The organism is Mesorhizobium sp. M7A.F.Ca.CA.002.09.1.1, assembly GCF_003998555.1.
GTDB lineage: Bacteria > Pseudomonadota > Alphaproteobacteria > Rhizobiales > Rhizobiaceae > Mesorhizobium > Mesorhizobium ciceri.
Window position 1 is genome coordinate 1 of the sequence record NZ_RZRR01001540.1, and the last position, 542, is coordinate 542.

A 542-nucleotide genomic window follows, 5' to 3' on the forward strand; every position below is an offset into this window, starting at 1 on the left:
GCTCGAAACCTGGCTGAACACGCTGCCGCGCGAGGTGCCCGTCGTCATCGCCAGCCACGACCGCGCCTTCCTCGACGCCACCACCAACCGGACCCTATTCCTGCGCCCGGAACAGTCGCCGGTGTTTGCCCTGCCCTACTCCCGCGCCAGGCAGGCGCTCGACGAGGTCGATGCTTCGACCGAGCGCAAGTTCCAGCGCGACATGAAGGTGGCGCAGCAATTGCGCCGGCAGGCGGCCAAGCTCAACAACATCGGCATCAATTCGGGCAGCGACCTTTTGACGGTGAAGACCAAGCAGCTCAACCTGCGGGCCGAAAAACTGGAAGAAGCGGCCGCACCGGCGCACCGCGAAAAGTCGGCGGGTGCCATAAAACTGGCCAATCGCGGCACCCACGCCAAGGTGCTGATCACGCTCGACGACGCGGCTGTGGAAACACCCGACGGCACCCCGCTGTTTCGAACCGGCAAGCGCCATATCTGCCAGGGCGACCGCATCGTGCTGCTCGGCCGCAACGGCGTCGGCAAGTCGCGCTTCGTCACCC

The 542-nt window shown here is 65.9% G+C and carries 1 pseudogene; it reads left to right on the plus strand.

Annotated elements, in window-relative coordinates:
* Window positions 1–542, plus strand: a pseudogene (locus EN994_RS34530) (ATP-binding cassette domain-containing protein); the annotation flags it as partial.